This is a genomic window from Arenibacter sp. ARW7G5Y1 (assembly GCF_003201775.1).
Taxonomy (GTDB): Bacteria; Bacteroidota; Bacteroidia; order Flavobacteriales; family Flavobacteriaceae; genus Arenibacter.
The window spans coordinates 1-13,125 of record NZ_QJJZ01000001.1 but is presented as its reverse complement, the minus strand read 5'-3'; the positions used below and the strand labels follow the sequence as shown (position 1 = coordinate 13,125).

Annotated in this window: 13 protein-coding genes and 1 pseudogene; 4 read left to right on the top strand and 10 right to left on the bottom strand. The window is 37.2% G+C overall.

Annotated elements, in window-relative coordinates:
* Window positions 1-71: 71 nt before the first annotated feature.
* The 3 genes from C7972_RS00065 to C7972_RS00055 all read left to right on the top strand — a co-directional run bounded on the left by C7972_RS00065 (window position 72) and on the right by C7972_RS00055 (window position 6,175).
* Window positions 72-2,510: a glycoside hydrolase family 2 TIM barrel-domain containing protein gene (locus tag C7972_RS00065; RefSeq protein ID WP_110354181.1), complete on the top strand. Its 2,439-nt coding sequence runs from the start codon at window positions 72-74 to the stop codon at window positions 2,508-2,510.
* A gap of 126 nt (window positions 2,511-2,636) precedes the next feature.
* Window positions 2,637-4,574, top strand: coding sequence for a glycoside hydrolase family 97 protein (locus C7972_RS00060; protein ID WP_110354180.1), 1,938 nt, complete (start codon window positions 2,637-2,639; stop codon window positions 4,572-4,574).
* A gap of 23 nt (window positions 4,575-4,597) precedes the next feature.
* Window positions 4,598-6,175 carry a glycoside hydrolase gene (locus C7972_RS00055; protein ID WP_110354179.1) on the top strand — a complete coding sequence of 526 codons (1,578 nt, stop codon included), beginning with the start codon at window positions 4,598-4,600 and terminating at the stop codon, window positions 6,173-6,175.
* Between the two features lie 205 nt (window positions 6,176-6,380).
* On the opposite strand, the gene C7972_RS00050 is transcribed toward C7972_RS00055, so the two are convergent.
* The 10 genes from C7972_RS00050 to C7972_RS00010 all read right to left on the bottom strand — a co-directional run bounded on the left by C7972_RS00050 (window position 6,381) and on the right by C7972_RS00010 (window position 12,502).
* Window positions 6,381-7,121, bottom strand: coding sequence for a DUF542 domain-containing protein (locus C7972_RS00050; RefSeq protein WP_110354178.1), 741 nt, complete (start codon window positions 7,119-7,121; stop codon window positions 6,381-6,383).
* A 156-nt stretch (window positions 7,122-7,277) separates the two neighbouring features.
* Window positions 7,278-7,448 (bottom strand): hypothetical protein, encoded by a 171-nt coding sequence (locus C7972_RS23710; RefSeq protein ID WP_181422780.1) that lies wholly within the window; start codon window positions 7,446-7,448, stop codon window positions 7,278-7,280.
* Between the two features lie 5 nt (window positions 7,449-7,453).
* Window positions 7,454-7,576: a hypothetical protein gene (locus tag C7972_RS24365; RefSeq protein WP_220020836.1), complete on the bottom strand. Its 123-nt coding sequence runs from the start codon at window positions 7,574-7,576 to the stop codon at window positions 7,454-7,456.
* A gap of 92 nt (window positions 7,577-7,668) precedes the next feature.
* Window positions 7,669-8,109, bottom strand: a complete 441-nt coding sequence (locus C7972_RS00040; protein ID WP_110354176.1) for a hypothetical protein — start codon at window positions 8,107-8,109, stop codon at window positions 7,669-7,671.
* Window positions 8,106-8,495, bottom strand: coding sequence for a group III truncated hemoglobin (locus C7972_RS00035; protein WP_110354175.1), 390 nt, complete (start codon window positions 8,493-8,495; stop codon window positions 8,106-8,108). The genes C7972_RS00040 and C7972_RS00035 overlap by 4 nt, the downstream gene beginning before the upstream one ends.
* On the bottom strand, window positions 8,495-8,917 hold the full coding sequence (locus tag C7972_RS00030) for a cytochrome C (protein WP_110354174.1): 423 nt from the start codon (window positions 8,915-8,917) through the stop codon (window positions 8,495-8,497). Before C7972_RS00030 ends, C7972_RS00035 begins: the two co-directional genes overlap by 1 nt.
* Complete coding sequence (locus C7972_RS00025) at window positions 8,904-9,191, bottom strand: hypothetical protein (RefSeq protein WP_110354173.1); 288 nt, start codon at window positions 9,189-9,191, stop codon at window positions 8,904-8,906. Before C7972_RS00025 ends, C7972_RS00030 begins: the two co-directional genes overlap by 14 nt.
* Window positions 9,192-9,194: 3 nt before the next feature.
* Window positions 9,195-10,208: a cbb3-type cytochrome c oxidase subunit II gene (locus C7972_RS00020; RefSeq protein ID WP_110354172.1), complete on the bottom strand. Its 1,014-nt coding sequence runs from the start codon at window positions 10,206-10,208 to the stop codon at window positions 9,195-9,197.
* 11 nt (window positions 10,209-10,219) lie between these two features.
* A complete protein-coding gene (locus tag C7972_RS00015) occupies window positions 10,220-11,965 on the bottom strand; it encodes a cbb3-type cytochrome c oxidase subunit I (RefSeq protein WP_258364759.1) in 1,746 nt (581 codons plus the stop codon).
* 102 nt (window positions 11,966-12,067) lie between these two features.
* The gene (locus tag C7972_RS00010) at window positions 12,068-12,502 is read right to left on the bottom strand and encodes an Rrf2 family transcriptional regulator (protein ID WP_110354171.1); all 435 of its coding nucleotides are present in this window, start codon (window positions 12,500-12,502) and stop codon (window positions 12,068-12,070) included.
* Between the two features lie 417 nt (window positions 12,503-12,919).
* On the opposite strand from C7972_RS00010, the pseudogene C7972_RS24040 reads away from it, so the two are divergent.
* A pseudogene (locus C7972_RS24040) lies at window positions 12,920-13,125 on the top strand (hypothetical protein); the annotation flags it as partial.

The window sequence follows — 13,125 nt, the reverse complement described above, 5'->3', positions numbered from 1 at the left end:
CTCTTAAAATTAATTTTAGACCATTTTTATGGTCCTAAATATAATCCAAACACAATTAATATCAAATTATAATGAAAAACCAAAAACACTTCTTCCAAGGTATAATCCTCATCATAGTACTTTGCTGTCAGGACATTGGCCTCTATGCCCAAGAAGAAGGAAAAGTGCTTTTCAATAGTGACTGGCAGTTCAAATTAGGAGATTCGGGTTTGGAAGAAGCTAAAGAGGTCGGCCCAACGAAATGGAGAGATTTAGATCTACCACATGATTGGAGTGTAGAAGGGCCTTTTGATAAAAAATGGGCCAGTGGAACAGGGTATTTACCAGGGGGTGTTGGCTGGTACAAAAAATCATTTTCCATAAATCACTACAATCCCAAAAAAAAATATGCCATCTATTTTGACGGAATATATAAAAATAGTGAAGTTTGGATTAACGGAAAGTACTTAGGCAAGCGCCCTAACGGATTTATACCCATACAATATGACCTTACTCCTTATCTACGAGCTAAGGGAAACCAAATTTACGTTAAAGTAGATCATAGTGATTACGCAGATTCTAGATATTATACTGGATCCGGTATCTATAGAAATGTATATATGATTACACAATCCAGCAACCATATCTCTAAATGGGGGGTATTCTTTAAGACGCCAAAAATAACCAAAAAATCAGCATATGCTGAAGTAGAAGTAACAGTTGAAAACCATGAAAAAAATGCGAATGAAGTAGTTTTAATAGCAACTGTAGCAGATTTAGAGGGTACAACTGTGGCACAATCGCAGAAAACTATTCATAATAATCCAAATGAAAAGAACCTAGCTTTATTAAATCTCGAAATCAAGAACCCTAAGCTCTGGTCACCTAAATCTCCAAATCTTTATATTCTTACCGTTAAACTTCAAACAAATGGCAAAACCATAGATCGATGGGAAGAAAAAGTTGGTATAAGAAATTTTAAATTCGACCCAGACCATGGATTTTTTTTGAATGGAAAAAATATGCTCCTCAAAGGTGTTTGTATTCATCATGATGCAGGAACTTTGGGTGCAGCGGTACCAAAAGAGGTTTGGGCAGAACGATTAAAAACCCTAAAAGAATTAGGAAGTAATGCTATTAGAATGAGCCATTATCCTCACCAAGATTATATATATGAATTGTGTGATGAAATGGGGTTTCTAGTACAAGATGAAGCTTTTGACGAATGGGAGCTAGGAAAAAACAAATGGATAGAAGGATGGAATGTAGGCAAGCCAGGTAAAGATGGATACCATATTTCTTTTGAAAAATGGGGCAAAAAAGATATTGCCGATATGATATTGAGAAACAGAAATCGTCCCTCAATAATCATGTGGAGTATTGGCAATGAAATAGACTATCCGAACGATCCTTATACCCACCCAATTTTAGATGAAGGTAATAACCCCCAAATTTATGGAAAAGGCTATCAAAAGGATAACCCTCCAGTGGGCCGACTTGGTGAAATAGCAAAAGATTTGGTCAAAACTGCCAAAGAATATGACCCTACTAGGCCCATCACAGCTGCATTGGCAGGTGTTACCATGTCAAATCATTCAGATTATCCTTCTACATTGGATATAGTGGGATATAATTATCAAGAACGCCGTTATGAAGAAGACCATAAGAACTATCCAAACAGGGTGATATATGGAAGTGAAAATGGTGATTCCCTTGAAGCATGGTTGGCTGTGAAAAACAATGATTATATAGCATCCCAATTTATTTGGACTGCCTTCGACTTTTTAGGAGAAGCGCGTGCCTGGCCCGCAAGAAGCAGTGGTGCAGGTATTATAGATTTGGCCGGTAAACCCAAGCCAAGCTTTTATTTCAGAAAAAGTCTATGGAATGATGAGCCAATGGTATATATCGGAACAAAATCGATTAAAAAATCCGGAAAATCATATAACCCATTGTCATCTTCATGGATAGGGGAAAAGGGTGAATTGAAATCGGTCGTTTGCTATACCAATACAGATAAAGTGGAGTTGTTCTTAAACGGAAAATCGCTCGGAAAACAGAATGGATCTTATGAGGAGAACAAATCAATAACCTGGAAGGTGCCCTATGAACCCGGTAAACTTATAATTAAAGGATATAATGGGGAAGATATCGTGGCAGAGCACCAACTTCTAACCCCAGGTTCGCTCTCGGATTGGATTGTAGTCACGGATAAAAAAACACTAACAGGATATGGTAAGGAGGTTATATTTCTAGATATTACTTTAACGGATAGAAATGGAATTGAAATAATGGATAATGACCAAATAATATACGTAAAAGTAAAAGGTCCCGCTAAATTAATAGGCCTAGAAAGCGGTAATTTATCAGACACGGAGAACTATAAACTAGATTACAAAAAAACCTATTTAGGAAAACTAAGGGGTTATATACAAAGTACAGGGGATAAAGGGAATATTAAAATAAAGGTAAAGTCCGAAAATCTTCCAGATAAAGAACTTACAATCGCCGCTATAAAACCATCCAAATAAATGCCCATTATCAACAAATACTAAACTAGTTATAGAAGAATGGAGCACCTTCTTATAATTAATTATTTATCCATAGAATCAAACTAATTAAACCAAACACGTGTCAAACCTTAATTTTCAAATAAAATGAAGCATTGTATTTTAAGTATTGGAAGCAATTTTGTTTATTCATTAATCTTGATTTTATTTGTCAATTGTGAGACACAAAATTCAGATTTAACCTTAACTTCAAAAGATGGGTTAAATAAAATAACCTTATCGTTACATGAAAGTGGTGAACTTCATTACCAAGTTAGAAGAAGAGGTGACGTGATGATAGAAAATTCTCCCTTAGGTTTACTAAGTGATGACCAAGATTTCACCCAAGGTTTAGAACTGGTAGAAACTTCCCCTATTGAAGAACAAAGAGAGAAATATCAATTAAAAGTTGGAAATAGCAAGCAAATAGATCAGGTATTCACCACCAAAAGTGCCACATTTAAAAATGCCTCGGGAGCATTAATTATTATTGATTTGATTGCCGGTGCAGAAGGCGTTGCCTTTCGCTATAGATTTCCAGAAAATCGAGACAAATTACGAGTTATTAAAGAAGAAATTACTGGGTTTAAAATAGAGAATAATGCAAAAGGTTGGTTAGAACCATACAACAAAGCGGGAAAAGTCACCCCTGGTTATGAAGATTTCTATTTTAATGTAAGTCCTGGTGATACCATTTCAAATCCAAGAAATCCTTCAGTTGGTTGGTGTATGCCAGCACTCTTTAATGTCAACAACAAAGCAAATTGGATTCTTATAGCGGAATCCGGAACAGATGGCTCTTATAGTGGCTGCCATTTGAAACCAGATTCAAAAGATGGTATTTACACTATTGCATTTGCAAAAAAAGACGAATTAGTAACGCTACCCATTGATAAGAATACGAATGTTGAGCCAACATTTTCACTACCTTGGACGATGCCTTGGAGAGTTATAATAATGGGTGATAACGCTGGAGATATCATGCTATCAACACTAATTACAGATTTAGCTCCTGAATCAAAAATTGAAGATACTTCATGGATTGCTGCTGGAAAGGCTTCTTGGTCCTGGTGGTCTCACCCCCGTGATAGAACACCAGAAATATATAATGAGTTTACGGATCTTGCTGCTTCTTTAAACTGGGATTATACATTATTTGATGCAGGATGGGAACAAGCCAATTTAGATGGTGGCACTTTAGATTATGCCCTATCTAAAGGGATTAAACCTTTGGTTTGGGGATATTCGGCAAATTACTTCGACCCTATTGAAAGAAAGAAAAAGTTTAAGGAACTTGCCGATATGGGGGTCAGCGGTGTTAAACTCGACTTCTGGTGTTCGGATAGACAGGAAGTAATGGCTAACTTACATTCGTTGTTTGAAGATGCTGCTAATGAACATTTAATGGTTAATCTTCACGGTACTACAATCCCGAGAGGGTGGCATAGAACTTGGCCAAATTTCATTACCTCTGAGGCGGTGGTAGGAACCGAGCATTATTTTTTTGAAGAAAGATACCCTGCATTGGCAGCTCAACAAAATACCGTGCTGCCTTTTACGAGAAGTGTAGCAGGCCCAACAGATTACACTCCAATCGCGCTGACTATTCGAAAATTTCCTCGTCTTAATTCTGCTGCGCATGAATTGGCTACAGCAATGATGTACACCTCTGGTATTATCCATTTTGCAGATTCTCGTGAAATGTTTGATTCATTTCCTATAGATGTTAAAAATTTATTGAAGGAAATGCCTGCTACTTGGGATAACACAGAATGCATTACATGTGAACCAGGTAAAATAATTGTTTTAGCAAGAGAAAAAGATTCCCTTTCTTACATTGTTGGAATTAATGGAACTACACAAGATATACCAGTTACTTTGAACCTTGAAAAATATCGCAGTATCTATTCCCATTTCAGAGTGATTTCCGAAGGGGATGACCCTTTAATGAAGTTTGCTTCGAACGCTTATCCTTTAGATTCAAATTGGTCTACTACACTCGCGCCTAGAGGTGGATTTGTTATTCAATTTTACACCAACGATTAGGTATCATTCTAAAAGTAAAAAAAATGAATATCTTCAAATTATTATTGGGTTTGGTGCTTATTCTCCCATCTTCTTGTGAAGAAAATGAGTCATACGATAAAAATAGTAATAATCAGATTATAAAAAATCATGTACAATTAACAACTATTGATATAGACGCTAAAACAGAATTTCAGACTTTAGAACATTTTGGAGCTTCAGATGCATGGTCCTGTCAATATATAGGTAATTGGCCTAATGAAAAAAAAGAAGCTATTGCCAATTTATTGTTCAGCAATGAAGTTGACGTTCAAGGAAATCCGTTGGGTATTGGGCTATCCTTATGGCGTTTTAATATTGGAGCTGGAAGTGCATCTCAAGGAGCTTCCAGCAATATTAATGATGAATGGAGAAGAACCGAGTCTTTTCTGCAAAAAAACGGAACCTATGATTGGTCCAAACAACGTGGACAGCTATGGTTTGCACAAGCTGCAAAAACGAAAGGTGTGGATAAACTTTTAGTTTTTCCCAATAGCCCCCATATAAACTTCACTAAAAATGGAAGGGCAAATGCTGATGGTGCAATTTCTAATCTTACTGAAAATAATTATGAGACCTTTGGTGACTACTTAGCTAATGTCATTGAAGGATTACAAAATCTAGGCTTAACCGTAGATTATGTTAGTCCTGTAAATGAGCCTCAATGGGATTGGGCTGATGGTCAAGAAGGCTCTCCTTTCTTTAACGATGAAATTGCAGCCATTGTTAGGTCGTTAAACACAAAATTGATTGAAAAGAACATAACGACTAAAATTGATATTGCCGAAGCAGGGCAACTTAACTTTCTATATGAAAAAGGTAATAAAGGAGACCGCGGTAATCAAATAAACGAATTCTTCTCAACAGGCTCATCAAATTATATTGGTGATCTAACCAATGTGAGTCATACTATTTCAGGACATAGTTATTTTACAACCTATCCTTTTTCAACGCTTATAGAGAAACGAACCAAACTAGCAGAAAAAATAAAAAGCACTAATGGCCTACGCTTTTGGATGTCTGAATACACAATTTTAGAAGACAACGTAGAAATTAAAGGTCAGGGGCGTGACCTTGGTATCAATCCTGCCTTATATATTGCGAAAGTGATTCATTCCGATTTGGCCATTGCAAATGCTACGGCTTGGCACTGGTGGTTGGCTATTTCACCTTATGATTATAAAGATGGTTTGATATATGTAGACAAAAATAAACATGATGGAAACTACCATGAGAGTAAAATGCTTTGGGCATTAGGCAATTATAGTAGATTTATCAAACCAGGCTACAAACGTATAAAATTAACATCACAAGCAAATTCAAAAGATATTGGATCCTTAAATTCCAATTTTTTATTCTCAGGTTATAAGAACCCTCACACTAATGAAGCTATAGTTGTATTGGTGAACTCAGGTTCAGATAAAAAGAATATTCAATTAGAGCATCAAGGTGAAAAAATAATACAAATCAAAAGCTATGTTACTTCCAATGGTAAAAATTTAGAATTCGTAGACCTGATAGAAAATGATATGATTTCCATTCCTGGAAAATCAATCGTAACAATTACAATTGACTCACTTTGAATTTAGTGGGTTTATCGAATAGGTTACAGAAACTATCACCTACTTAGAGCGTATAATTTTATTAGAATACCCTCCTCCCTTTAAACCAGACAGAATAAAACGGGAAGAATCAGGGCGAATAAATGTTTAATCTCAAGGAATTATTTGCTTATTAAGATTCTAACTACCCACCTCTCTGGATATCTACCTTTTTTGAACAAAGCATTTAAGCTTGATGCTTTAATTGTTTTTCCAATCTTTTTATCTTAAGAAATAGAATGTTATTTTCTAGATGAATATGTGTCTTTAGATCCCAGACAAATTCTTGGAGTGCTTTAAAAGAATCACCATAAGAGTCATTGGCCTTTTCCGGTATTTCAAAATTATTTGTTAACTGTTCAAGACGTCTATAACGAAGACTTTCAATCTTATGTCCCTCTATCATTTTTTTTACTGGATTCTCAAGACTGCCGAAGATACTTTTGGTTAATTTTACCTTAGCATTTTCTGCACGTATCATTTCACGAACAGTTGGAAAAAGAAATAACTCTTCATTTTTCATATAACTTGAAAGTCCATTAATGGATTCATTAAACTCCTCCGCCAAGGTGTATAATATAGGATTACTTTCTCCATTTGTTTTGCAGAGTTTTTTCAAAAGAATTTTAATATTAGATTCCTTATTCTTTATAAATCGATGGTGCTTCTTCTCAATATAATCAACTAAAAGATCAAGAGGCCACGATTGAAAATAAATGTATTCCAATCGTTCAATCCTTTGTATAGTATCTATTTTATTCAAGAGTAGTTTTGGATCCAGTTTATGGTCGTATGCAACCTTCTTTATATTCCTGTTCCCCTCAAAATAAAAATCAATGTTATAATTTTTGAAGATTTCTGAAGTACGGTAGTCATCTGCTACTATTTGGCCAATGGGTTTATACAAAATATGTTGTTTGTTTTCCATTAATTATAATTTAAAAAATCCAACACCTAGGAAAATCCTAAATTTTGCTGAATTGCTGGTGAGTAATCTATACGTCGGGTACCAATAATTGAGTTTAATTGGTACTCGATCTTACCATAATATTTAAACTTAAAATTTACACTATACTATCAATTTTTATGAATTTTCAATTTGGACAATTGTTTTTCTAAGGATTCCATCCTCAGAGGATATCCACAGACATGAAAAATATCCTTCTAAAGCAGCACAGTTTTTCCTCATAAAATCTTTGCTGATCAAGCCGTAGGTATATTCTTCCGTTCTTTCATCCGATAAAATATTGGACATTATTTCTATAAGCCCCTTTTGAGTATATTTTCTACTTTGGTATTATTGGCAAATAGCATCCGATTGTTACCAATTTTGTCCTTGGCCCTTATATCCCTTACGATGGAAATAAAAGGAGTAATGCCCACCCCCGTCAGCAATAAACGTTTCTTTTCCCTTGTAATTGATCGTCACAAAAATTTCGTTTACTATTAGCCCATCACCCTTTTACTATTACAGGTTATTCAAGTTTAATAAGTTTAATGCCAAAAATAAAAAGACATATTACCTTTACAATTTCCATACCCACATAATACCAATGAAGATTAGAGTTTGCAGGTACGTTTCCCTGAATATGAAGTTCGGCTCGGAAATCCAAATCGGGCAGAAGCCAAAAAGTCTGCAAAACCAGTATTAAGAAAGGGACAAAATAAAATATGTTCTTAAATGAATACATCGACTTTCCGACATATACCAAATTGGCTAAAACGGAAAGAGATAAAATCCACTCCACCTTATTGAGTGCACCAAAGACCAAACGACCAATTTCAAGGCCTAAAGCAATGGTCACGCCCGGGGCACGAAATTTTAACCAAGCCTCCATAAAACTAATGGCACTTACGAAACCGATCCATAGGAAAACGGATGCCAATGCCAACGGATATTTTAAAGTTGTGGTCATATCAAAGGTCTTGTATTGGTACTTCTATAATGTTCAATTTTATGCTGGAACATTTCGGCCATCTTCGCTGCCCGCCATTTTGCCTCATCAACCTTACCTCCTTCAAAATGTTCATCCAAGGTCTGGTAAAACAACTCGATCCAACGTACAAAATGTTGTTTTTCAACAGGAAGATCGACATGGGGCATAAACGGATTGCCGTAATACGTGTGCTCCTCGAGTAATACCGTTTGCCAAAAGGTGTACATTTTGTTTAGATGGAAGGGCCAACGGTCGTGGATCACTTTATTGAAAATAGGTGCCAATAATTCATCGTTTCGTATTTTGGTATAGAATTCATCCACCAAAAGTATTATATCGTCAAAATTTTGTAATTCCCTTTGCATCAGAAAAAGGATTTATAGAGTTCAGGATTCCAATACATAATCACATAGAACAGCGCAAAGCCCACGAAAGCAATTATCAATGCCCAGACCCACGCTGGAATCGCTTTTGGGGTCTCAGAACCCCTAATTACAAAAGAATCCTTGGTTTCACTTCCATAGGCATTAATGGTAATGGGAACCAGCGTATCAACAACTTCGTTTTCCTTAAGTCCGACAACTGAGATTTCTGGTCCATTTCGCACTTCGAATTGAATAGTGCGTATTCCCTCGACATTACTGGATGACCTGGCCACAATTTTTAATATGTGCTGACCGTCAGGAATTTTGGTTGTGTCCAAAACAAATTTGACAGGAGGTGCAAACTCGGCGAAGGGTCTAGGCTCATCATCCAAATACACTTTTATAATTCTATTGTCCTCCATGCTCTTTATAATTATTGTCCCATACAATGTTCTTGATATGATCAGGACGATTTTCTTTTGGGCGCACCAAATATTTAACGCTAAAAAATAAGGTAATTGCCACTAATATAATGGCAGACCATGTGATAAAATAATCAATATTACCGGAAGGTCCTTCACCATGTGTGATATTCTCGAAGCCTTTTGGCTGGTTCTTTTTGCATAGATCGCAGGCCATCATAATCTTTTGACCAAAGACATAAAATAGACTGTACAAATAAATGTTTCTTTTCATTTCTTAAGGATTTAGATCGTTAGCAATGAATTCTCGAATTTTTTTCACATCTTCCTCTTTTACTTCTGGTGCATTATTACCCCAACTACTACGCTCGTGTGTAGCGATGGCCGCTATTTCGGCATCAGAAAGTTGATCGGCAAAAGGCTGCATCGATGCAAATTCGGTCCGGGCATCATAACCTTGCAATATTATCTTGATCATCATTTCGGGGTCTTCGTTAGTTACAATGGCACTGCCGGCCAGAGGGGGAAAGGCGCCAACGACTCCTTTACCATTGTCTTGGTGGCAGACGGCACAAGTTTGTTTGTAAAGGTTTTCACCGTTGAGAGCTGCACTTTTTAAATCCCCATCCAATCCCTCTGAATGTATTTGTCGCGATCGGGGGATAAATTTGCCTCCCTCTCCATCCGGCAACTCCATTTGCTTTAAAGATTGTAGGTAGACCACCAATTGCAATACCTCCTTCTTGGCGATTACTGTGGTTTTTGATGGTGTGGCAAACTCTTCCGGTAGATTAACCACAACATCCTCATCTTTTACCAAATTACTGTCAACAATCTCGAATAACCAAGGATACGAAGGCATTACAGATTCCCCAACAACCGTACGTGGATTGTAAAGATGGAGCAAGTGCCAATCTTTGCTCGACTGTCTTGCGCCGATATTCGTAAGGTCCGGTCCTGTACGTTCACTCCCCAAAAGGGAGGGTGATTGTCGCCAAAAATCCATACGTTCTTTACTGTAATAATAATCGGAAGGAATGGAAGGACGATTTCCCCAAACATTATCCATCTCTATATTCCGTACCTGTTGAGTATGACATGCAACGCAACCTTCACTTATATAGATGTGCAGACCCTCCCTTTCATTCTCGGTTAAAAAAGGCTGATTGGGCAAAGGCTTTACGTTCTGCATTTGGGAGGCGGGAAATACGGCAACGATAAAACTCAGCATTACAAAGCCTATAAAGGTGGCAAGAACAAGGGTTTTGTGGTTTTTATGAAAATCGAACATATTGTCTTGTTTTAATTGATCACACGTTCCAATATGGGTACATCCAGAGTGATTATAGCTTTCCTTTTCCGGACCATATAATAAAAGTTATAAGCAAAAACCAGATGGGAGATGAACATTAGCGAACCTCCTATGGCGCGCCAAACCCAATATGGCTTCATCAATATAACAGATTCGAGAAAGGCATTACCATCAATCCAACCCAAGCCCTTATAGGTGCCTCCAACCATCAATGAAATCATATAGGCGAAGAGGCCGATAAAGGCCAGCCAAAAATGGGCCCCCACCAATACCTGGGGAGGCTCCTTTCCAGTAAGCTTAGGCAGAATAGTATAAAAACATGCCCAAAGTATAAAGGTGATTATGCCATACATGGTCATATGCGAGTGTGCCACATTAAAATCGGTAAAATGCCATACATAGTTCGTGAACCGGAAGGCCTGAAAACTGCCCTGGGTAGAACCTACGAAATAGAAGATGACCCCCACCAAAAAGAAGGGCAGTACATAACTTTTGGAGATATGGCTCCAACTCCCTTTCATGGTCATTAAAAAATTTGTTGTGCCCGCAACAACAGGAATAAACATACCTGCGCTAAATACAATGGCGGTGGTCTGCAGCCACCAAGGCAATGGACTGAATACAAAATGGTGGGTACCTATCATCGTATAGAACAGCATTTGCGTCCAAAACGCCAATACGCCCAATGAATAGGAATATATAGGTTTGTTGAGAGCGGACGGTAGATAGTAATAGACCAAACCTAAGGTAAAGGTCATAAACCACATTCCTACTCCTTGATGCATATAATAGCCCTGAATTACCGTTTCCCCAAGTCCATTCTGAAAAAAAGGCAGATAACCAATAATCGCCAGAACGGTTGTCCAAATTAATGCCGCCAGGATATACCAGTTGGAAACATAAATATCGGATATTTTGCGACTGGCAACTGTTCTATAAAAATTCCAGAAGGTTATGACCAGCCCTATAGCAAAAAGTATCATCACAGGCCAGATATATTCCCGGTATTCCCCTCCCCCGTTGTTTATTCCTGACATTAATGAAATAGTCCCCAATAACACCGTTAAGTTGATCAATATCCAAGCACGCCATGCAAGCGTATAACTATAGATTATGGTGTTTGTGGTGCGTGCGATCACAAAGTAGCCGAGACCGATCATCGCCAACGAGGCCCAGCCCCAAAATACGGCATTGGTATGTACTGGACGTAACCGACCGAAGGAAAGCCAGGATAAATTGTCCATTTCGGGCCAAATGAATTTCATACCTATGTATTGGCCGACCAAAGTACCGAATACAAGCCAACAGACGGCTGCACCCAAATAATATATAATAATACTTTTAAGTGGTTCGGGTGTCTCGATGCTCAAAGGTGTCTTTTTCTTTTCATCGAACATTGGATTTTCAGGTTCATGGGTAACCCGATTGACCAAACCCTTTTCGTCCATTACCCTTTCCTGACCGCCCAATTCGGTTCCTGATAACTTATACTTTAACGCCTTTTTCCGTTTGTCCAGAATATGGTCTATATCACTTTCTTCCAACGCCATCAATTCTTCGTTAAAGGCCAATTTTTTCTTTTCTATCTGCCTCGCCTTAAGACTGTCGATATATCCATTTAACTTTACCAAGAATATAATGCATGCAACGAACAGTACAATGAAGATTAAAACCAATGTCCCAATAATTCCCGGACTCGTTGCCCAATTATCGGAGTTTAAAGGGGCTTGCACCATGACAAAATCTGGTATGACGGGCATTAGGAAATTGGGGTAATATTTCCAATTTTTTACTAATTCAGATATTAAGACCATTTTATCTTAAATATTGTTAAAATTTTACCTTTTTAAATATGTTACTCCAGATTCAAAACTTGTTGCCAATGATAAAAGATTTGTTCCTTTCAACATTTGTTTAAGTTCTTCCCGGATTACAGCAAACTTATTATGTACAGGACAGGGTCTATTGGCATTACATTTATTCAGCCCAAGTCCGCAGCCAACATATACAGAATCCCCATCAATGGCATAGACCACATCGCTTAAATTTATAACCTCGATTCGTTCCCTTGATATCTGAAATCCTCCGGAAGGTCCCTTGGTTGAATCCAAAATATTATTCTTGGCCAGTTGGTGTAGGATTTTTGCCGTAAATGCCAAAGGCGAATCAATTTCTTCCGCAATTTCCTTCAGGCTCACCCTTCTATTCAACAAAGACTGCAGGGCAATATATATAGCAGCTTTTATTCCGTATTCACAGGCTTTTGAGAACATTCTTTTCTTTTGGATTCACGGTAAAGATATTTCATTTTTATATTTCGGACAAAATTATCAGAATATTTAATTTTGTTAATTAGTATCCAACGGTTCAGATGCCTAATATTAGGATACCTACAACAATCAAATAACTAATCAAGTTGATTTCTATTGGAGCATATTCAATATTCCAAAAACCTCCATCAATATTGGGTTAAAAAATCCAACTTAATAAATAAACCAGACACTTCTATTGGTGGTCCCACCTAGGTTAGCTCGCAGTGCTCGTGGACCAGTAATGCCCACTTTTGCAAATAGAAAACCACACTTCGCTGACGCGAACCATTTTTTTCATTCCCTGTAGAAACCTCGGATCAATCTCAAAAGTTGGGTCTAAAGAGAAAAATAATTTTCTTTGTGCTTTAAATTACATTGATGAATAAAGGCACTGAGTTATCCTTGTTAAGTTTAATATTACCAGAAGGAATATTAGAGTATTTTGATATTGTTGGATTCGATAAGAAGCCTATAAAGCATGTTTTATATGAGAACCGTCTAACGATATATTTGGAGGAGAAAAAACAAATACCATCCAAGTACAAGGATTGCAAGTATAAAGCCAGTGGCTTCATGGAGCCTCG

Excerpts from the sequence above, each read along its gene's own strand:
- C7972_RS23710 (WP_181422780.1), bottom strand. The coding sequence starts at position 7,448 with ATGTCCAATATTTTATCGGATGAAAGAACGGAAGAATATACCTACGGC.
- C7972_RS00015 (WP_258364759.1), bottom strand. The coding sequence starts at position 11,965 with ATGGTGCAAGCCCCTTTAAACTCCGATAATTGGGCAACGAGTCCGGGA.
- C7972_RS00040 (WP_110354176.1), bottom strand. The coding sequence starts at position 8,109 with ATGACCACAACTTTAAAATATCCGTTGGCATTGGCATCCGTTTTCCTA.
- C7972_RS00055 (WP_110354179.1), top strand. The coding sequence starts at position 4,598 with ATGAATATCTTCAAATTATTATTGGGTTTGGTGCTTATTCTCCCATCT.
- C7972_RS00060 (WP_110354180.1), top strand. The coding sequence starts at position 2,637 with ATGAAGCATTGTATTTTAAGTATTGGAAGCAATTTTGTTTATTCATTA.
- C7972_RS00035 (WP_110354175.1), bottom strand. The coding sequence starts at position 8,495 with ATGCAAAGGGAATTACAAAATTTTGACGATATAATACTTTTGGTGGAT.
- C7972_RS00030 (WP_110354174.1), bottom strand. The coding sequence starts at position 8,917 with ATGGAGGACAATAGAATTATAAAAGTGTATTTGGATGATGAGCCTAGA.
- C7972_RS00010 (WP_110354171.1), bottom strand. The coding sequence starts at position 12,502 with ATGTTCTCAAAAGCCTGTGAATACGGAATAAAAGCTGCTATATATATT.
- C7972_RS00065 (WP_110354181.1), top strand. The coding sequence starts at position 72 with ATGAAAAACCAAAAACACTTCTTCCAAGGTATAATCCTCATCATAGTA.
- C7972_RS00025 (WP_110354173.1), bottom strand. The coding sequence starts at position 9,191 with ATGAAAAGAAACATTTATTTGTACAGTCTATTTTATGTCTTTGGTCAA.
- C7972_RS00050 (WP_110354178.1), bottom strand. The coding sequence starts at position 7,121 with ATGGAAAACAAACAACATATTTTGTATAAACCCATTGGCCAAATAGTA.
- C7972_RS00020 (WP_110354172.1), bottom strand. The coding sequence starts at position 10,208 with ATGTTCGATTTTCATAAAAACCACAAAACCCTTGTTCTTGCCACCTTT.